Annotated in this window: 18 protein-coding genes; 12 read left to right on the top strand and 6 right to left on the bottom strand. The window is 72.2% G+C overall.

The window, feature by feature from the left end:
• Positions 1–215: 215 nt before the first annotated feature.
• Both ABZ354_RS02630 and ABZ354_RS02625 read right to left on the bottom strand, forming a co-directional pair.
• On the bottom strand, positions 216–575 hold the full coding sequence (locus ABZ354_RS02630) for a hypothetical protein (protein WP_358652116.1): 360 nt from the start codon (positions 573–575) through the stop codon (positions 216–218).
• A 131-nt stretch (positions 576–706) separates the two neighbouring features.
• Positions 707–1,225, bottom strand: a complete 519-nt coding sequence (locus ABZ354_RS02625; RefSeq protein ID WP_358652114.1) for an ATP-binding protein — start codon at positions 1,223–1,225, stop codon at positions 707–709.
• 181 nt (positions 1,226–1,406) lie between these two features.
• Here ABZ354_RS02625 and ABZ354_RS02620 point away from each other — a divergent pair, with 181 nt between their 5' ends.
• The 4 genes from ABZ354_RS02620 (at position 1,407) to ABZ354_RS02605 (ending at position 4,255) form a co-directional block, all read left to right on the top strand.
• Positions 1,407–2,249, top strand: a complete 843-nt coding sequence (locus tag ABZ354_RS02620; RefSeq protein ID WP_358652112.1) for a helix-turn-helix transcriptional regulator — start codon at positions 1,407–1,409, stop codon at positions 2,247–2,249.
• Positions 2,246–2,449: a DUF397 domain-containing protein gene (locus tag ABZ354_RS02615; protein WP_358652110.1), complete on the top strand. Its 204-nt coding sequence runs from the start codon at positions 2,246–2,248 to the stop codon at positions 2,447–2,449. The genes ABZ354_RS02620 and ABZ354_RS02615 overlap by 4 nt, the downstream gene beginning before the upstream one ends.
• 197 nt (positions 2,450–2,646) lie before the next feature.
• Complete coding sequence (locus ABZ354_RS02610) at positions 2,647–3,732, top strand: glycoside hydrolase family 43 protein (RefSeq protein WP_358652108.1); 1,086 nt, start codon at positions 2,647–2,649, stop codon at positions 3,730–3,732.
• Positions 3,733–3,865: 133 nt separating this feature from the next.
• Entirely contained in the window at positions 3,866–4,255 is a 390-nt protein-coding gene (locus ABZ354_RS02605) for a nuclear transport factor 2 family protein (RefSeq protein ID WP_358652106.1), read from the top strand.
• A gap of 70 nt (positions 4,256–4,325) precedes the next feature.
• Here ABZ354_RS02605 and ABZ354_RS02600 read toward each other — a convergent pair whose 3' ends face one another.
• The gene (locus ABZ354_RS02600) at positions 4,326–7,466 is read right to left on the bottom strand and encodes an FAD-binding and (Fe-S)-binding domain-containing protein (protein WP_358652104.1); all 3,141 of its coding nucleotides are present in this window, start codon (positions 7,464–7,466) and stop codon (positions 4,326–4,328) included.
• A gap of 355 nt (positions 7,467–7,821) precedes the next feature.
• Here ABZ354_RS02600 and ABZ354_RS02595 point away from each other — a divergent pair, with 355 nt between their 5' ends.
• Positions 7,822–8,211, top strand: coding sequence for a cell division protein SepF (locus ABZ354_RS02595; protein WP_358652102.1), 390 nt, complete (start codon positions 7,822–7,824; stop codon positions 8,209–8,211).
• A gap of 232 nt (positions 8,212–8,443) precedes the next feature.
• Positions 8,444–8,779 carry a nucleotide pyrophosphohydrolase gene (locus ABZ354_RS02590; protein ID WP_358652100.1) on the top strand — a complete coding sequence of 112 codons (336 nt, stop codon included), beginning with the start codon at positions 8,444–8,446 and terminating at the stop codon, positions 8,777–8,779.
• A gap of 67 nt (positions 8,780–8,846) precedes the next feature.
• Here the strand turns inward: ABZ354_RS02590 and ABZ354_RS02585 are convergent, their stop codons facing one another.
• A complete protein-coding gene (locus ABZ354_RS02585; protein ID WP_358652098.1) occupies positions 8,847–9,848 on the bottom strand; it encodes a CU044_5270 family protein in 1,002 nt (333 codons plus the stop codon).
• Positions 9,845–10,531: an RNA polymerase sigma factor gene (locus ABZ354_RS02580; protein ID WP_358652245.1), complete on the bottom strand. Its 687-nt coding sequence runs from the start codon at positions 10,529–10,531 to the stop codon at positions 9,845–9,847. Before ABZ354_RS02580 ends, ABZ354_RS02585 begins: the two co-directional genes overlap by 4 nt.
• 364 nt (positions 10,532–10,895) lie before the next feature.
• On the opposite strand from ABZ354_RS02580, the gene ABZ354_RS02575 reads away from it, so the two are divergent.
• Together ABZ354_RS02575 and ABZ354_RS02570 are read left to right on the top strand one after the other, a co-directional pair.
• Entirely contained in the window at positions 10,896–11,432 is a 537-nt protein-coding gene (locus ABZ354_RS02575; RefSeq protein WP_358652243.1) for a DUF6099 family protein, read from the top strand.
• Positions 11,433–11,707: 275 nt separating this feature from the next.
• Positions 11,708–12,628 (top strand): LLM class F420-dependent oxidoreductase, encoded by a 921-nt coding sequence (locus tag ABZ354_RS02570; RefSeq protein ID WP_358652096.1) that lies wholly within the window; start codon positions 11,708–11,710, stop codon positions 12,626–12,628.
• A gap of 53 nt (positions 12,629–12,681) precedes the next feature.
• Here ABZ354_RS02570 and ABZ354_RS02565 read toward each other — a convergent pair whose 3' ends face one another.
• Positions 12,682–13,086: a LacI family DNA-binding transcriptional regulator gene (locus ABZ354_RS02565; RefSeq protein ID WP_358652241.1), complete on the bottom strand. Its 405-nt coding sequence runs from the start codon at positions 13,084–13,086 to the stop codon at positions 12,682–12,684.
• Positions 13,087–13,242: 156 nt separating this feature from the next.
• Here ABZ354_RS02565 and ABZ354_RS02560 point away from each other — a divergent pair, with 156 nt between their 5' ends.
• From ABZ354_RS02560 to ABZ354_RS02545, 4 genes are read left to right on the top strand one after another with little or no spacing between them, the layout of a single operon-like run.
• The gene (locus ABZ354_RS02560) at positions 13,243–14,547 is read left to right on the top strand and encodes an extracellular solute-binding protein (RefSeq protein ID WP_358652094.1); all 1,305 of its coding nucleotides are present in this window, start codon (positions 13,243–13,245) and stop codon (positions 14,545–14,547) included.
• 7 nt (positions 14,548–14,554) lie between these two features.
• Positions 14,555–15,511 carry a sugar ABC transporter permease gene (locus ABZ354_RS02555; RefSeq protein WP_358652092.1) on the top strand — a complete coding sequence of 319 codons (957 nt, stop codon included), beginning with the start codon at positions 14,555–14,557 and terminating at the stop codon, positions 15,509–15,511.
• A complete protein-coding gene (locus tag ABZ354_RS02550; protein WP_358652090.1) occupies positions 15,508–16,326 on the top strand; it encodes a carbohydrate ABC transporter permease in 819 nt (272 codons plus the stop codon). Before ABZ354_RS02555 ends, ABZ354_RS02550 begins: the two co-directional genes overlap by 4 nt.
• Positions 16,323–18,683, top strand: coding sequence for a glycoside hydrolase family 3 N-terminal domain-containing protein (locus ABZ354_RS02545; RefSeq protein ID WP_358652088.1), 2,361 nt, complete (start codon positions 16,323–16,325; stop codon positions 18,681–18,683). Before ABZ354_RS02550 ends, ABZ354_RS02545 begins: the two co-directional genes overlap by 4 nt.
• The last annotated feature ends 54 nt before the right edge of the window (positions 18,684–18,737 follow it).

Raw genomic sequence — 18,737 nt, 5'->3', positions numbered from 1 at the left:
GAGTGCTGCCGTACGACACGCGAACGCACTCATGTGGGTGACGTACAGCGACGACCGTGCTCCATGTCGTCACGTTGCGTGAAGAGAAGCCGATCGTCCACGGTCGGGAGTCGCCCCGACGGCGGCGGACGGCACCGGCGCCACCGGCGAACCCGGGAAGCCCTGGAGAACGTCCGCGACCGCGCCGACGCCGGGCCCGCCCCGGCCCTCGTGCCTCAGCTGATCTCGCAGCCCCGACTGTCCGTGGCGACGCCGTCGATCCTGCCGCCCCAGGCCCAGTCGGCGGACCGGTCGCCGACCCAGATCTTCCGGTAGAAGCAGTGCCCGCCGGGCCCGTGGTCGATCCCGTACACGATCACGTCCGAGTTGGACTCGAAGGACCTGGCCCGGTCGTGCAGGTAGTCCGGTACGTCGGCGTAGCCCGACGGCCGGTAGCACCAGGAGGCGCCCCGGTACCCGGGCTCCGTGTAGAAGCAGACCTCTCCGGTCCCGGCCCGCGCCGGTGACACCGCCGCAAGCGGTACGGCCAGGGCCAGCGCCGCGACGAACGCCGCGGCAGTGAGGGAATGACGCATGATCTGAGCTCCTCGGACAGGTGTCAAAGCAAGATCAGGATCCCCGCAACCGCTGCCGGAAACGCCCGACATCACCCCGGGAACGCATGACCGCATATGCGCAACGGCCCTCGGTGGCGCGGCGCGGCCGGTCAGGCCAGGGCGACTTCGCACCAGACGGTTTTGGTGTACGGGTCGTCGCGGATCGTCCCCCAGCGGGTGGCCAGGCTCTCGACGAGGAGGAGACCCCGGCCGCTCTCCCCGTCGGGGGGCGGCGGCCGGAGCGTGCCGGGAGTGGGCGGGAGACGGTCGGTACGGGCGTCGGTCACCTCGATCCGCACGGTCGCCCTCCCCGGGTCTCCCGGGTTCCCGGGGTTCTCCGGTCCCTCCGGGCGGAGGATCAGCCGCAGACGGAAGTCACGGCCGCGCACCCGGCCGTGCCGGACCGCGTTGCCGGCGAGTTCGGCGACGACGAGCGCCACGGTGCGATGTGCCTCGGTGTCGTACGGCAGGCCCCACGCGTCGAGTTGTCCGGCCGCGAGGTGACGGGCGAGGCGGGCGCCCCTGGGGGTGGCCGAAAGACGGAGCGCGAAGTGGCCGCCGGGAGCGGTGCGATGTGCGGTCTCGGGGTGGCGCGGTGCCGTCGGCGGCCCGGCGATGTCGGCGTTCATGCCGCTCAGCGTGATGCGCTCGCACGTCTCTGACCAGCGGAAACGTCGGTACGCGAGGTCACTGTCCGGGTGTTGTCCGGGCCTGTCCGGGCCGCGTGGCGTTACGCGGTGCGCCGGTCGGCAGTTGAACACGGACGGCGTATGGAGATGTCCGGACATGAGCGCGAGGGGGGAGAGGCCGATGAACGGTGACGGGATGGAACCGTACGGCGCGGACGACGAGGAGTCGGCGGCCGTGCTGCGCACGGTCGGCAGGGTCGTCAAGGCCTGCCGGGAACAGAAGGGCCTGACGCAGGCCGAGTTGGGCACGGCCATCAGGTACAGCGAGGAACAGGTGTCCTCGGTGGAGCGGGGGCGACGGGCGCCGAGCCCGACGTTCCTGGAGGCGGCGGACGCGATCCTGGCAGCCGGTGGGTTGCTCGTCGCCCTGCAGAAGGACGTGGAGCAGGCCCGGTATCCGAAGAAGGTGCGGGATCTGGCGAAGCTGGAGGCGGAGGCCGTGGAGATCTGCGCGTACGACAACTCCGTCGTCAACGGGCTCGTGCAGACCGAGGAGTACGTGCGGGCCGTGTTCGGTTCACGGCGACCGGCCTTCTCCAAGGACGAGGTGGAGCAGCTTGTTGCTGCCCGGCTTGCCCGGCAGGGGATCGTCGGCGGAAACGGAATGGTTCCGGCCTTCAACTTCGTTCATGATGAGGCTGCCCTGCGTCGGCCCGTCGGAGGCAAAATGGTCCTGCGCCGACAGCTCGAACGGTTGTTGGAAGTCGGGCACATGGAGAACGTGGAGATCCAGGTGCTGCCTCTGGACAGCGAGGACAACTCCGGACTCGACGGTCCTTTCCATCTGCTGCGACTGAAGGAGGGCATCACAGTGGGGCACAGCGACGCCCAGCTCACCAGCCGACTGATCTCGGGCCGCAGAGAGGTCCAGATTCTCGAACTGCGCTACGGGATCGTCCGCGCTCAGGCCCTCGCGCCCCGTAAGTCGCTGGCCTTCATCGAGAAACTGCTTGGAGAGACATGAGCCTGAAGCCCGTGACTGGCAGCATCCCGTGGAAGTGGGTCAAGAGCAGCTACAGCACCCCCGACGGAGCAGCCTGCGTCGAAGTCGCCGTCACCTCCGGCGCCGTCCGTATACGTGACTCGAAAAACGACCGAGGTCCCCAGTTCGCCGTCGGCCCCCAGCCGTGGGCCGCCTTCGTCTCGTACGCCGCAGACCACTGACGTACGGCGCGTATCCGTACGGCGCCCCGCGTCCGGTTCCGTACCGGGCGTGGGGCGTCGTGCCCGGGCCCCGTCGGAGATCGATGAACGTTCATGTCCCTCCACAGCCCATCCATTGACATGCTCGTCACAAGTACCCAAGCTGGAACGCGCTCTGTCGAATCGATCCGCCCGGCGTGAAAGTGCAGGTGCTTGCCATGGGACTGAGACTTTCCCGCTGTCTGAGCGGTGCGGCGGCGCTCGTGCTGGCCGGTGCGCTGGCCGCCGGGATGTCGCTGACGTCCGCCGAGCCCGCGCAGGCGGGGCCGACGGGGCAGACGTCGATGCGGGCGGCCGACCCGAGTGTCCTGCGCGTCGGCGGAACCTACATCTCGGTGCAGTCGACCGGCGTCGGCATCGTCGTACGGCAGGCCTCCTCGACGGACGGGCTGGCCTCCGCCCCCGGCCGGCAGGTCTGGTCCGACACCCGCAACCTCGGTGAGGTGTGGGCCCCGGAGGTCGTGCGCGACGGCGGGCGCTACTACATCTACTTCTCGGCCGGGCGCGCCGCCGCCCACCGGATGTACGTCATCAGCTCCGCCTCGCCCGACACCGGATACGGCTCCGAGACGAAGCTCGCCCTGCCCGACGACAAGTGGGCCATCGACGGCACGATGTTCAACTTCAGCGGGCAGCGCTGGTTCGTCTGGTCCGGCTGGGCCGGCGACACCAACGTCGAGCAGAACCTGTACATCGCCCGGATGAGCAGCCCCACCACCCCGACCGGTGGGCGGGCCGTCATTTCGCAGCCCCGTGAGAGCTGGGAGCGCGTCGTCGGCAACCCGTTCATCAACGAGGCCCCCGAGGCGATCAAGGACCCGAACGGCCAGCTGCACATCGTCTACTCGGCCAACGGAAGCTGGAGCGACCAGTACTGCCTCGCCGACCTGCGGCTGCGGGCCGGCGGCGACCCGATGTACGTGTGGGACTGGTACAAGTCCAACGGCTGCCTCTTCGGCTCCAACCGTTCGACGATGATGTCCGGCTGGGACCCGACCCTGTACGTCAACGGGCCCGGCCACCACACCTTCGTCCTGCTCGACGGCGACATCAACACGAGCCCGCCGGCCGGGCCGCGCTTCCCGCTGATGTTCCACGCGGTTCCGAAGGGCACGCCGTACTCCTGGGAGAACCGGTACTGGTACACGGGCTCGTTCTGCTGGTGGGGCAACACCACCTACAGCCGGGCCAACGTTCCCGGGGACAACACCAACACCGGTTGGAGCCTGAAGTTCTTCGAGTAGACGCCGCCGCCCGCGCGGCGCGGCGTACGGCGAGGACGCCGCCGTATCCCGCATGATCGTGGAGAGACATGCGCCGGGGCACGTGCCCCGGCGCGGTCCCACGACCGCACGACCGCGGGGAGCCGGAGCCGACATGAACGCCCCACCCGAACTGAAGACCCGCCAGGAGATCATCGACGCCTACCGGGCTCACCTGCGGGCGACGATGGACGCCGACACGGACGCGCTCGACGCGCTCCTCGACGACGGGTTCACCCTCACTCACCTCACCGGGGACGAGCAGCCCAAGGCCGCGTGGCTGGAGCAGGTGCGGGTGGGGGAGTTCCGCTGGCACGGGGTCGAGGAGAAGACCGTGATGGTCGACGCGGACGCCGACGCGGGCACCGCGCGGCTCGTCGGACGCATCGTCACGGACGCGACCCTGTACGGCACCCACGCGGACTGGCGGCTCCAGCTGACCATGGACTACGCGCGCGTGGGCGGCGACTGGATCGCCCTGCGGTCCGCCGCCCGCGCCTGGTGAATCCGTCCTGAGGCCCCAAGGCCCCAAGGTCCCAAGGTCCCAAGGTCCTGAGGTCCTGAGGTCCTCGGGCTCAGCGCCGTAGGCCGCGCAGAGCCCCGGCCACCCCGGCCCCCACGGCGGTCCCCGCCGCCAGGCCCGTACCCGCCAGGGTGAGCGCGCGGGTGCGGCGGGAGGGGGGCGCGGGGCGGGCGCCCGGGGCCGTGGCGTGGGCGCTTCCCCCGGTGCCGGGCAGAGCCGTGGCCAGGAGTTCCGCCAGGTGGACCGCCTCGTGACCGCCGCCGTCGAGTTCGTGGATCTGCGTACGGCAGCTGAAACCGTCCGCGAGGACGACCGTCTCCGCGTCCGCCGCCCGCAGCCGGGGCAGCAGCACGCGCTCCGCGCACGCCCGGCTGACGTCCAGGTGCCCGCGCTCGAAGCCGAAGTTGCCTGCCAGGCCGCAGCAGCCCGAGTCCAGCCGCTCCACATCGACCCCGGCGCCGCGCAGCAACTCCCTGTCGGCGTCCCAGCCGAGCACCGCGTGCTGGTGGCAGTGCACCTGGGCCAGGGCCCGCGCCGCGTGATCCGGCACCCGCGGCGGCTCGTAGCCCGGTGAGTGGTCCGTGAGCAGCTCGCTCAGGGTCACCGTCTGGTCGCGCAGCCTGCGGACGTCGCGGTCGCCGGGGAAGAGCTCCGCCGCGTCGGAACGGAAGACGGCCGTGCAACTCGGCTCCAGGCCGACGACCGGGCCGCCCGCGCGCAGATGCCCGGCCAGGTGGCGGACCGTGCGGCCCAGGACACGTTCGGCCGTGCCGAGCCGGCCCGTCGAGATCCAGGTCAGGCCACAGCACAGCGGCCGGTCGGGCAGCTCGACCCGCCAGCCCGCGTGCTCCAGCAGACGGACGGCCGACCGGCCGACGTGCGGGTGGAAGTGGTCCGTGAAGGTGTCCGGCCACAGCACGACCGTGCCGCGCCACCCGAGTCCGCGCGATCCGCCCCCGTACGGCTCGTGGGCCGCGAACCACTGCCGGAACGTCCGGGCCGCGAACAGCGGTACCTCGCGGTCCTCGGTCCCGGCGAGCGCGACGGCCGCGCGGGACAGCGGCGGCGTGTGCGTGAGGGCGTTGACGAACGGGCCGAGCCGGGCCCGGCCCACGGCCCGCGCGAGGGTCGGCAGCCCGCCCATCGACCAGTCGGAACGCGGCCTGCGCCAGGGCCGGCCCGCGTAGTGGTGCGCCAGGAACTCCGCCTTGTACGTCGCCATGTCGACATCGGCCGGGCAGTCCCGCTTGCACCCCTTGCAGGCCAGACACAGATCCAGCGCGTCCCGCACCGCCTCCGAGCGCCAGCCGTCCCCGATCGCGCTGTCGCCGTGCCCGTCGAGCATCTCGAACAGCAGCCGAGCACGGCCGCGCGTGGAGTGCTCCTCCTCGGCCGTGACCTGGTACGACGGGCACATCACCGCGCCGCCCTCGGTGGTGAGCTGCCTGCACTTGCCGACGCCCACGCAGCGGTTGGCCGCCTCGCCGAACGACCCCCCGTCGTGCGGGAACCGGAAGTGCAGGCCCTTCGTGTCCCGCGGCGCCCAGTCGCCGCCCAGCCGCAGGTTCTCGTCCAGCCCGTACGGCGCCACCACCTTGCCCGGGTTCATCCGGTTGAGCGGGTCGAAGACGGCCTTCAGACGGCCGAACGCCTCCGCCAGCTCCGCCCCGAACATCCGCGGCAGCAGCTCGCCCCGGCTCTGCCCGTCCCCGTGCTCACCGGAGAACGACCCGCCGAAGCCGGCGACCAGATCCGCCGCCCGCTCCATGAAGCGCCGGTACGCCGCCACCCCGTCCGCGCTGTACAGGCCGAACGGGATACGGGTGTGCACACAGCCCTGCCCGAAGTGCCCGTACAGACTCGGACCCGTGTCACTCGCGTACCCGAACTCCTCGAACAGCTCCCGCAGCCGGCGCAGATAACCGCCGAGCCGCTCGGGCGGCACCGCCGCGTCCTCCCAGCCCTCGAACGTGTCCGGGCGGTGCGGCACGTGCGCGGTCGCGGCCAGCCCGGCCTCCCGGACCTGCCACAACTCCGCCTCGCGGGCCGGGTCGTCCAGGAATCCGACGTCCGGCGCGTGCTCGCTGCCGCGCAGGCCCCGCAGCATCCGGTGCGCCCGCGCGTCGGACTCCTCGAGGGTGTCCGCGCCGAACTGCACCATCAGGAACGCACGGCCCTCGGGGAGCTCGCCGATGGCCCGCGGATGGAGATGCTTCAGCCGCTCGTCGCGGATCAGCTTCGCGTCGACACCCTCCAGCGCGATCGGCTCGTACGGCAGGACGTCCGGCACGGCGTCGGCCGCCCTGTCGATGCTGTCGAAGCCCAGCACCACGAGGGTGCGCTCCCGCACCACCGGCACGAGCTTCAGCTCCGCCCGCACCACGGTGACGAGCGTGGACTCGCTGCCCACCAGCAGCCCGGCGACGTCGAAGCCGTGCTCGGGGAGCAGCGAGTCGAGGTTGTAGCCGGAGACACGGCGCGGAATGTCGGGGAAGCGGCGCCGGATTTCGTCGGCGTACGTGTCGCGCAGCGTGCGCAGCCGCCGGTACAGGGCCGCCCTGAGGTCCCCGTGCTGTTCGATCGCGGCGTACTCCTCGTCGCTCGTCGGGCCGCACCAGAAGCGGGTGCCGTCGTAGAGCAGCACCTCCAGGCGGGCGACGTTGTCGACGACCTTGCCGTACGCCTGCGCGGTGGCACCGCAGGAGTTGTTGCCGATCATGCCGCCGATCGTGCAGTTCGCGTGCGTGGCGGGTTCCGGGCCGAACCGCAGGCCGGTCGGCGCGAGCCGCCGGTTCAGGTCGTCCAGCACGATGCCGGGCTGCACCACGCAGGTACGGGCGCCGGTGTCCACGGACTCCAGACGGTTCGCATACTTGGACCAGTCGAGCACCACGGCCGTGTTCGTGCACTGCCCCGCGAGGCTCGTGCCGCCGCCCCGGGACAGCACCGGCGCGCCGTGCTCGCGGGCCACCGCGACCGCGTCGGCGGCGGCCTCCGGGGTGCGCGGCACGACCACGCCGATCGGGGTCTGCCGGAAGTTCGACGCGTCGGTGGAGTACGCCGCCCGGCTCCCCGCGTCGAATCGCACCTCCCCGTCCACCCGCTCGCGCAGCGCCGCCTGAAGCGTTTCCACGTCGACCGCCGGAGCGGGGCCACGGCGTACGACGGGGTCGGGCAGGTCCAGAGCGGCCATGGGGCTCTCCTTCGCCGAAATGAGGTGATGAGGACCCCTGATCAAAAGTCGTGATGAGGAGTCGTGATCAGGTGACCCGATCACGCGATGAAGCTGGGGTGATGAGGCCGGGTGATGAGAGCGAGATGAGGTCGAACGGCCAGGTCACGGGGGGTGCCACGGGGAGCGTGCGGATGTGCGCGGACGCGTGGGCGCCGAGTACCCGGCCGCCGTCCGGCGACACCGGGAGCGCCCCGCAGGCGTGAAAGTGACGGAGGCGACGGTCGCGCACCGTGTCGCAGTTCGGCCGATCGGGTGACCTCGCGTAAGAATTGACCGTGCAGGGAATCAAGGCGAGCCGGAACGGGGGGAAGCGGTGAGCCGTCACGACGTCACCGATGAACAGTGGGAAGGACTCGCCCAGGTCGTTCCGTTGCGCGGCCGGGACTCCTGGCCGTCGGCGGTGGACCACCGTGCGATGCCCGGCGCGGAAAGGGAGCCGCGCCGCCGGTTCGTCGTCCTGCGGGTCAACATCTTCGCGGACGCCCGCGAGGTCGCCGAGACGCTGATGTCGGGCATCCCGGTGCTGCTCGACCTGTCCGGCGCCGAGTCGGACGTCGCCAAACGGGTCCTCGACTTCAGCACGGGCGTCGTCTTCGGCCTCGCCAGCGGGATGCACCGCGTCGACCGGAACGTGTTCCTGCTGACCCCGGCCGGGACCGAGGTGACGGGCCTGATGGAGGGCGCGGCGGTGCCCGGGGCCTGAGCGCCGGGACGTCCCCGACCGGACGACGGGCCCGGAGGGCAGGACGGTCCGCCCGGCGGTGCGGTCCTACGGGCCGGGCCATGGCCGAGCCGCCCGCCTGCTCCGAGCCCCTGCGGCCCGCGGCCGCGGCCCGACCGGGCGGGCGGGCGGCCCGGTCCCGGCCGGCCGGCGCGGTGAACCACGCCTCGTGGGCCGCCGGGAGGGACGACGCGGCGGTGGTACACCTGACGCCGTGACCGATCACCGACTGACCCAACTCCAGGCACGACTCGTGCGGTTCGCGGCACAGCGGAACTGGCAGCCGTACCACACCCCCAAGAACCTCGCCGCCGCGCTCAGCGTGGAGGCCTCCGAACTCCTCGAGATCTTCCAGTGGCTGACGCCCGAGCAGTCGGCGCGCGTGATGACCGATCCGGACACCGCGCACCGCGTCACGGACGAGGTCGCCGACGTGCTCGCGTATCTCCTGCAACTGTGCGACACGCTGGGCATCGACCTGCTCGCGGCGCTCGACGCGAAGATCGACCGGAACGAGCAGCGGTTCCCCGTGCCCGGCGAGGAACGCTAGGAGTCCCCGCCACTGCTCACGAGCGTTGCGCGCGCCCGCCCGTGGGCAAGGCGCGTGATCACGCCGTTCAGCCCGTCTGGCCGAGCCGGTCCACGACGGTGCGCCGCAGGACGGCACTGGTGTGGAAGAGGACGTCGGGTGTGCCGCCGTGGCCGGTGAAGTAGGAACGGTCGCCCAGGAAGGCCAGCGTGTCCCGGTCGAAGATCCACTCGCTGCGGGTGGCGGCGTGCCCGTCGTCCAACGTGATGCCGATCCCGGGCCGCCCGGCCGCGTCGACCGCGCCGCCGCTGACGGTGACGCCCGGCAGACCGGCGGCCACGCGGTACAGCGCCGACGCGACGGGCGGCGGCACGACCGTCTCGTGCAGCAGCTCCCCGATCACGTCGAAGACGGCGTGGTCGACGCTCCGGCCGTCCGCCGGACTGACCTGGTCGCGCAGCAGCGCGAGCAGGGCCCCGGTGTCGGTGGGCAGGCCGGCGAGCCAGGCGTGGGTGGGCCGGGACATCCCCGGCGCGGCTCCGCTCCCGCCCTGCTCGATGGGTACGAACCGCCCTGGCATGACGGCACCCGGCCCGGTCTCCCGGAGGGTGCCCGTCCTGGACACCGGACCGGGAGTCTGGACCGTCCAGATCTCACGCCGGTGCGGCGGGCCGAGGCGGGCGGGGGCGCCGAACGCGGCCGTGTTGTCACGCACCAGGCTCCGGACGTAGACCAACTGGTCGTCGCCGACCGCCGGTGCGTCACGCCGGGACGCGACGGTGGCGGCCCGGTCGAGCCACACCCCCGCGTCGGCGTCCGCCACTGGTGCGGCGGTGCGGTGCGGGGGTGTGTCGTGCGGGTCGCCCGGCACGGCCGTCAGGAGGAGCGTGGTCACGGCCAGGGCGACGGCCGGCAGGACGACCAGAGGCCGGACGAGGAAGCGGCGCGCGGCCGTCCGGGGTGCGGTGGCCAGGTCCGCGTCGATACGGCGCAGCAGGTCGCGCTTGAGGGCCGAGCGCCGGTCGTCGGGCAGGTCCCAGTCGCCGAGGCCGGGCTCGGTGCCGTACGGGGTGCGGGTGCGTGGGGTCATCGGGGCTCCTCGGCCAGTCGCAGGGCCACCGTGAGGGTGGCGATGTCGTCCTTTTCCGGGCGGCGCGGGCGTTGCCCCGTGGGGCCCCGCTCGGCGGAGGCTCGCCCAGGGGCTGCCCGCTCGGTGTGCGCCCGTTCGGCGGCTGCCTGCTCGGTGGCGGCCCTTTCGCTCAGGCGGCGCAGCCGGGTCCGGGCGCGGGACAGCCGTGAGCGCACGGTGCCGACGGGTACGCCGAGGGCCTCGGCGACCTGGCCGTGGTCGAGGTGCTCGCCCACGCACAGCGCCAGTACCTCGCGGTCCCGGCGGGGCAGCCGGGCGAGGGCCTCGTGCACGGCCGCCAGCGACCGGGCGCCGTCCACCCGGGCCGCGACCGCGTCGGCGATGTCGTCGACGGGGGTGGTGGCGGGCCGCCGGGCGAGGAAGGCGAGCCGTCGCCGCAGGCCCCGGTTGGCGTTGTGGGCCTTGTGCGTGGCGATGCCCAGCAGCCACGGCTTGACCGACCCGCCCTCCTCCTCCAGCCGGCCGCGTTGCCGCCAGGCCGCGAAGAAGGTCTCGGAGACGACCTCCTCGGCCGTGGACCAGTCGCCGGTCAGCCGCAACGCGTGGCGGTGAACGGCCTTGACATGTGCTTCGTACAGGTCCCCGAACGCGTCGCGGTCACCGGCCCGTAGCCGGAGCCGCAACGCGTCAGGGTCCCTTTCGGGTTCGAGTGATTCCACACCCCTTGCCTCTCCGCACCCCGTACGCCGTTGCCGTGGCCTGCGTCACAGCGCGCGGGCGACACCGTCCCCCAGTGTCGCTGCCGCGTACGGCAGGCGGCCCGGGGGCCGTGCGTCCCGGTCCGTGGCACCGGGCGCCGTCGCCCGCAGGACGGAGTGCCGGGCTCCGGTATTACGCTCCGGAGTCGCTTGTTGGCCAATGGCGGCTTGTTGTCCAGAGATTTCCGTCTTCCTCTGGCTTTTGGTCTGCCTTTCACTCACTCTGGGTAGTGGACGGCGAAGTTCGGGTGGACGCGTGACAGCGCGTCAGGAGAGACGGGGGCAGCGCATGGACGCGATGCGGCTCATCGTGAAGAGCAGACGCGCCCTGGCCGTGAGCGGGGACGTGCCGCAGATCCTGGCGGAGGTGTGGCAGGCGCAGGCCCTCGCGCAGGCCATAGGGAGTCGCCTGGCGGCCGCGGGCCCGCCCGAACTGCGCGGCGAGGCACGGGGGCTGACGGAACTGGCGGGCCGCGGCTGCGGTGTGCTCACCCGGCCCGAGCTGGGCCCGGGCGAGCTGCTGGCGTCCCAGCTCACGGAACTGGGCGAGGCCCGACCGGCGTTGATCCGGCTCGGTGGTCTGCTGGGGGAGGTGGGCATCGCCCTCGTCGGCATCGCCTGCTCCGCGGCCGACGAGAGCACGTACTGGCAGTGCATGGAGGCCATCGACGCGGCCGACGAGTCGCGGGACCGGGTGCGGGAGATGCTGCGGAGACTGGCGGACCGGGAGGAGACCCCGGCGGAGGAGTTACCGGCCGGACCGAGGGACGGCCTCCTGCCGGAGGTCTTCCGCGAGCCGATGCTGCCCACGCGGGAAGCGGGCTGAAGTGCTCCTTGCGGCCGGGGACTTCCGCGAGCGCGTGGCCGGTCCCGGCGGGAGCGGGCCGCAGCCGCTCCGACGCGCGCGGAGCCGCCGGGCCGCCGAGCGACCGGCCGGTCCAGCGGAGACTCGGCTGAGCCGGGCCCCGTCGACCCGGGGCGGGGCGGCCCGGCATCAGCTCTCCGACAGGGCGACCGTCGCGCCGAAGTTCACCCGACCGGGGTTCCGCGCGGCGTCTGACCGCCGGACCGGCCCGCGCCGGCAGCGGGCAGGATGGGGACATGGATCTTCGCATCTTCACCGAGCCCCAGCAGGGGGCCACCTACGACACCTTGCTCGCTGTCGCCAAAGCAACCGAGGATCTCGGCTTCGACGCCTTTTTCCGTTCCGACCATTACCTGCGCATGGGATCGTCCGACGGTCTGCCCGGTCCCACCGACGCGTGGATCACCCTGGCCGGACTCGCCCGCGAGACGCAGCGCATCCGCCTCGGCACCCTCATGACCGCCGGCACCTTCCGGCTGCCCGGCGTGCTCGCCATCCAGGTCGCGCAGGTCGACCAGATGTCGGGCGGGCGGATCGAACTGGGCCTGGGTGCGGGCTGGTTCGAGGAGGAGCACAGGGCGTACGGCATTCCCTTCCCGAAGGAGAAGTTCGCCCGGCTGGAAGAACAGCTGGAGATCGTCACCGGGCTGTGGCAGACCGAGCCGGGCAAGACCTTCGACTTCCACGGCACGCACTACGACCTCACGGGATCGCCCGCGCTGCCCAAGCCGGCGCAGAAGAAGATCCCGGTGCTCATCGGCGGGCACGGCGCCGTCCGCACGCCGAGGCTCGCCGCGCGCTACGCCGACGAGTTCAACATCCCGTTCGCCTCCGTCGAGGACAGCGCACGCCAGTTCGGCCGGGTCCGCGCCGCCGCCGAGGCCGCCGGGCGTACCGGCGAGCTGATGTACTCCAACGCCCTCGTCGTCTGCGTCGGCCGGGACGACCGGGAAGTGGCCCGGCGTGCCGCCGCCATCGGCCGGGAGGCCGACGAGCTGAAGCTGAACGGCCTAGCGGGTTCCCCGGCCGAGGTCGTCGACAAGATCGGCCGGTACGCGGAGATCGGCAGCCGGCGCGTCTACCTGCAGATCCTCGACCTGGACGACCTCGACCACCTGGAGCTGATCTCCTCCCAGGTCCAGTCGCAACTGTCGTAACCGGCACGGACACCGCGGCCCGCCGGTCTCCTCGCGGAGGCCGGCGGGCCGTTTCACGGGTGCCGGGGCGGATGCCCGGGGCGCGGGCCGTGGCTCCGGGCGCCCGGTCCGAAGGCGTACGGCACGGTAGGCGCGGGACCGTACCGGGCGGGGGGAACGTCGCGCGGAGGGCCGTGGCGCGGGGGTCGTACCGGCGGAAGTGGGACTGGAAGCCCGCACAGGGTGTGGCCGCGGACCGTCATGTGCTGGGCCTGCGGCTCGTGGAAGACGCGTTCGAGGAGCGGTGGCCGGGGCGCACCCCGGGCGCGGCGGCGGTAGCCGCAGGTGTCGAGCAGGCCCTCGACACGGGCCCGGGTGGCGTCCGGGACATCCGAACGACCGGCGAGGACTTTCGAAACTGTCGCGAGGGAATCCCCGGCTTCTTTCGCCCCCGCGGCCAGGGTGACCCTGCTGCTCATCTCCTCTTCGTCGCGCATGCCCGCAGGGTGGACCACGCCCACCGGTAACGGTTTGAGTGACTCCGTGCAGGACCGTTGACCGAAACTCGGGTCTCCACCTACTGTCCCGGAGCATGGACTTTCGGCGAAGGTGCCGAAACTTTCGAAGGGCGAACGATGAAGACACGTGCGCTGCCCCGACTGGTCGCCGCCACCGCGACGCTCGCCCTCGGGCTGAGCCTGTCCGCCTGCGGTGACGGCAACGGCGGGGGCTCGTCGGACGACGGGAAGATCCATGTCCTGGTGTACGGCGACGCGAGCAACAAGGTCGAGAAGCGGATCGTCGAGGAGTTCAACAGGACGTCCGACGTGAAGGCGGTCCTCGACACCATCCCCGGTGCCGACTACCAGCAGAAGCTCCAGACCATCATCGGCACGCCGCAGGCCCCGGACATCTTCTTCAACTGGGGCGGCGGCAGCATCAAGCCGTTCGTCAAGGCCGGCCTGCTCATGCCGCTGGACGACTTCATCGAGAAGGACCCGAAGCTGGAGAACGCGTTCCTGCCGTCCGTCTTCCACAGCGCGGTCGTGGACGGCAAGCCCTACGGCGTGCCCATGCGCGGCACCCAGCCGGTCCTGCTCTTCCACAACAGGACGGTCCTCGACGAGGCGGGCGTCCAGCCGCCCAGGACCTGGGACGAACTGCTCGGCGCGGTCGACAAGCTCAAGGCCGCGGGCGTCAGGACGCCGATCGCGCTCGGCGGCGGCGACCAGTGGCCGACGCAGATGTGGTTCCAGTACCTCTACGACCGGGTCGCCGGCCCCGGCCTCTTCCAGAAGGCCCTGGACGGCGACAAGGACGCCTGGAACAGCGCCGCCGGCAAGAAGGCCCTGGGCATGCTCCGGGACCTCGTCGACGCCGGCGCCTTCGGCAAGAACTACGACTCCGTGAAGTACACCAACGGCGCCTCGCCCGCGCTGCTCGCCTCGGGCAAGGCGGGCTTCGAGCTGATGGGCTCCTGGTACTACGCCCAGCAGCAGACGGACGCCCCGGAGTTCGCCGAGGACGGCCTCGGCTACACCGCCTTCCCGGCCGTCGCGGGCGGCAAGGGCGACGCGGGCAACGTGGCCGGCAACACGAACAACTTCTACTCGGTGCTGAAGAAGACCAAGCACCCCGAGGCCGCCGCCGAGTTCCTGAAACTCATGTACTCCGACACGTTCGTCAAGGCGCAGCTGGCCATCGGCAACCTGCCGACCACCACCAACACCGAGAACTTCCTGGACACCGCGGCCAGCCCCGCCTACTCCCGCTTCCAGTACGACCTGGTCGCCAAGGCCCCCTCGTTCCAGCTGTCGTGGGACCAGGCGTACCCGCCGTCCGCGGCCACCCCGATGCACCAGGCCATCCAGCAGTTCACCAACGGCCAGATCGACGCGGACGGATTCATCAAGGCCATGCAGGCCCTCCCGACCGAATGAACGGCTCATGACCACTGAGATCAAGAGTCCTCCCCCCGCCGTCAGGTCCCGCCCCCGGGCCCGGCGGCGGCCGGACGGCTCCTCCGTCGCCGACGCGGCCCGGCCGGGCTTCTCCTGGGCCCTGCCCGCCACGGTGTTCTTCGCCTTCTTCGCGATCGTCCCGCTGATCATGGTCGCGGTGCTGTCCTTCATGACCTGGAACGGCCTCGGCTCCCCCGAGTTCGCCGGGTTCGACAACTGGTCCCGCATCGTCGACGACCCGGTGATGATCAACAGCATCTGGCTGACCCTGCTGCTCACGGCCCTCGGCGTGATCATCCAGACGCCGCTGAGCATCCTGCTCGGCGTCTGGGCGGCCGGCCACCAGCGCAACCGCGCCGTGCTGTCCGTCATCTACTTCGTGCCGCTGCTGCTGTCCGCCACGGCCGTCTCCGTGCTGTGGCGGGCGCTGCTCGACCCGAACTTCGGTATCCCGGCGCGCGCCACCTGGCTGTTCGGCGACGGCAACCTGTTCGGCGAACAGGCCACCGCCATCGGGGTGCTGGCGTTCGTGAGCACCTGGCAGTTCACGCCGTTCCACACCCTGATCTACCAGGGCGCCGCCCGCGCCGTCCCCGAGGTGCTGTACCAGGCCGCGGAGATCGACGGAGCCGGCCGCTACCGCCAGTTCCTCCACATCACGCTGCCGCAGCTGCGGAACTCCATGATCACCTCGATGATCCTGATGATCGTCGGCGGTCTCACCACGTTCGAGACGGTCCTCATCCTCACCCAGGGCGGACCCGGCAGCGACACCACCATCAGCGCCTACTACATGTATCAAAAGGCCTTCAAGGGCTTCGACTTCGGCGCCGGCTCCGCCGTCGCCCTCGCCCTGGTCGTGGCGGCCACCGTCATCTCGCTGATCGTCGTCCGGGTCTCCGGGTACGACAAGATGCGCAGCTCCATGGAGGGGGTGTCATGAGGCGCCGCCCCCACTACCTCGCCGGCGCCGGCTCGCTCCTGTGGCTGTTCCTCGTCGGCCTGCCGCTGTACGTCATGCTCGCCGCGACGCTGCGCACCCGCGCCGACTACGCCGCGAACGGGCCGGTGTCCGTCCCGGACACCTTCACCCTCGACAACTACACGAGCGCCTTCGACAGCGGCTTCGGCCAGTACTTCGTCAACACGCTCCTCGTCACCGCGAGCGTCGTCGCCGTGGTCCTGCTGCTGGTGCCGCCGCTCGCCTACGCCATCGTCCGCAGCCGCAGCCGGGTCACCTCGCACGTCTTCCGGCTGTTCCTGCTGGGCCTCGCGATCCCGGCGCAGGCCGTCATCGTGCCGATGTTCTACCTGATCACCGAGGCGGGCCTGTACGACAACCTCCTCGGCGTCATCCTGCCCACCGCGGCGTTCTGCCTGCCGATGTCGGCGCTCATCCTCAGCGGCGCCATGCGCGACATCTCCCCGGAACTGTTCGAGGCGATGACCATGGACGGCGCCACGCCCCGGCGGGTGTTCTTCCAGCTCGTGCTGCCGCTGTCCCGGGGCGGCCTGTCCACGATCGTGGTGTTCTCCGCGCTGCAGGCGTGGAACGGCTTCCTGTTCCCGCTCGTCCTGACCCAGTCCGACTCCACCAAGGTCGTCACCCTGGGCCTCTACAACTTCCAGACCGAACACGGCATCGACATCCCCGGTCTGCTGGGAGCCGTGGTGCTGTCCATGGTGCCCGTCCTGCTCGTCTACCTGTTCGCCCGTCGCGCCCTGGTACAGGGCCTGATGGGCGTCGGAGGAAAGTGATGGCCGACGTGGCCGTTGAGACCACCCCCGAAGTCCCCCTCTGGAACGACCCCGCCCACGACATCGACACCAGGGTGAGCGCCCTGATCGACGCCATGACCCCCGAGGAGAAGATCGCCCAGCTCTACGGGGTCTGGGTCGGCGCCTCCGACGAGGGCGGCGAAGTGGCCCCCCACCAGCACGACATGGAGGACGCCGTCGACCTCGACGCCCTCCTGCCGGCCGGCCTCGGCCAGCTGACCCGCCCGTTCGGCACCGCCCCCGTCGACCCGGCCCTCGGCGCGCTGTCCCTGCTGCGCACCCAGCGCCGGGTGGCGGCGGCGAACCGCTTCGGCATCCCCGCCGTCGCCCACGAGGAGTGCCTCGCCGGCTTCGCGACCTGGGGCGCCACCGCGTACCCCGTGCCGCTGTCCTGGGGCGCCACCTTCGACCCGGCGCTGATCCGCCGCATGGCCGCCGCCATCGGCCGCGACATGCGCGCCGTCGGCGTCCACCAGGGCCTCGCACCCGTCCTCGACGTGGTGCGCGACGCCCGCTGGGGCCGCGTGGAGGAGACCATCGGCGAGGACCCGTACCTCGTCGGCACCATCGGCACCGCCTACGTCCAGGGCCTGCAGTCCACCGGACTCATCGCCACCCTCAAGCACTTCGCCGGCTACTCCGCCTCCCGCGCCGGACGCAACCTCGCGCCCGCGCCCATGGGCCTGCGCGAACGCGCCGACGTGCTGCTGCCGCCGTTCGAGATGGCGATCCGCGAGGGCGGCGCCCGCTCCGTCATGTCCTCCTACACGGACACCGACGGCCTGCCCGCCGCCGCCGACGAAGCCCTGCTGACCGGGCTGCTGCGCGACACGTGGGGCTTCGGGGGCACCGTCGTCGCCGACTACTTCGGCATCGCCTTCCTCAAGACCCTGCACGGCGTCGCCGGTGACTGGGCCGAGGCCGCCGGCGCCGCGCTGCGGGCCGGCGTCGACATCGAACTGCCCACCGTGAAGACCTTCGGCACCCCCCTCGCGGAGGCCGTCACCGACGGCCGCGTCCCCCAGGAGGCCGTCGACCGGGCACTGCGGCGCGTGCTCACCCAGAAGGCCGCCCTCGGCCTCCTCGACCACGACTGGGACCCGGTCCCGGCCGCGCTCGCCGCCGCGAACCCGGACGACCCGGAGGCGCTGCGCGGCAGCATCGACCTGGACAGCGCCGAGAACCGCGCCCTGGCCCGAGAGGTCGCCGAGCAGGCCGTCGTCCTGCTCAGCAACGACGGCACGCTGCCCCTGGACCGGCCGCGCCGCATCGCGCTCGTCGGCCCGAACGCCGCCGAGCCCACCGCCGTACTCGGCTGCTACTCGTTCCCGCTGCACGTCGGCGTGCACCACCCCGGCACCCCGGCCGGCATCGCGCTGCCCACCCTGCACGACGCGCTCGCCGCCGAGTTCCCCGACGCCCGGTTCACCGTCGTACGCGGCACCGGCGTCGACGACGGCGACACCTCGGGCATCGCCGCGGCCGTACGGGCCGCGCGGGACGCCGACGTCGTCGTGGCCGTGCTCGGCGACCGTGCCGGCCTGTTCGGGCGCGGCACCAGCGGCGAGGGCTGCGACGCCGAGTCGCTCGCCCTGCCCGGCGCCCAGCAGGAACTCCTCGACGCGCTGCTGGACGCGGGCAGCCCGGTCGTCACCGTGCTGCTCGCCGGCCGGCCCTACGCGCTCGGCCGCGCCGTGGACGGGGCCGCCGCGATCGTGCAGTCCTTCTTCCCCGGCGTCGAGGGCACCGCCGCCGTCGCCGGAGTGCTCGCCGGCCGGACCGAGCCGTGCGGACGGCTGCCGGTCAGCGTGCCGCGCGGGCCGGGCTCCCAGCCGACGACCTACCTCGGGGCGCGGCTCGCGCACGCCAGCGAGGTGTCCAACGTCGACCCGACCCCGGCCTTCGGCTTCGGCCACGGCCTGTCGTACACGACGTTCGACTGGGGCGAGCTGACCGTGGACGCCGAAGAGGCCGCCACGGACGGGGCGTTCGGGCTCTCCCTCACCGTCCGCAACACCGGGGAGCGGCCCGGCACCGAGGTCGTCCAGCTGTACCTGCACGACCCGGTCGCCTCCGTCGTCCAGCCCGTCCAGCGCCTCATCGGCTACACCCGCCTCGCGCTCGCCCCCGGCGAGTCCCGCCGCGTCCACGTGACGGTCCCCGCCGACCTGGCCTCCTTCACCGGCCGCGACGGGCACCGGGTGATCGAGCCGGGCGAGCTGGAACTGCGCCTGTCGGCGTCCAGCGCCGAGCCCCGCCTGACGGCCCGGGTCCGGCTGACGGGCGGGGCACGCCGGGTGGACCACACGCGCCGGCTGCACGCGGAGTTCGCGTGACACCGGGCGGGACCGCCGGGGCGGGGGCCCGGAGGCCCGGGAACGACGGCCGGG

It is taken from the genome of Streptomyces sp. NPDC005925 (assembly GCF_040638805.1).
Classification (GTDB): domain Bacteria; phylum Actinomycetota; class Actinomycetes; order Streptomycetales; family Streptomycetaceae; genus Streptomyces.
Note: the sequence above shows the minus strand (reverse complement) of the source record. Positions and strands in the feature narration are given on the sequence as shown.